Consider the following 230-nt stretch of genomic DNA (forward strand, 5'->3'; position numbering starts at 1 on the left):
CCGGCCTTGATGGTGACCTGGGCGTTGTTGCTCAGGGTCACGACCAGGTCGTGGGCCAGCGGCTGGTTGACGTGCACAGTGAAGGTCGGTTTGACGTTCTCGGCTACCGAAGTCTGGTCAGCAGTAATAGTGACTTTGACGATGTCGCCTTCGTTGCCTGGGGTGCCAGGCTCGTCGGTCACCTCGGTGCTGACTGGAGTCTTGTCCAGGTTCAGGTTTTCGAACTTCCA

Annotated in this window: 1 protein-coding gene; it reads right to left on the reverse strand. The window is 58.7% G+C overall.

Annotation, left to right across the window (positions count from 1 at the left end):
* Nucleotides 1-230: immunoglobulin-like domain-containing protein (locus tag FQ668_RS28410; protein WP_144180916.1), on the reverse strand; the 230-nt coding region annotated here is incomplete at both ends.

Origin of the sequence: Pseudomonas sp. Kh14 (assembly GCF_900291005.1) — a bacterium.
Taxonomy (GTDB): Bacteria; Pseudomonadota; Gammaproteobacteria; order Pseudomonadales; family Pseudomonadaceae; genus Aquipseudomonas; species Aquipseudomonas alloputida.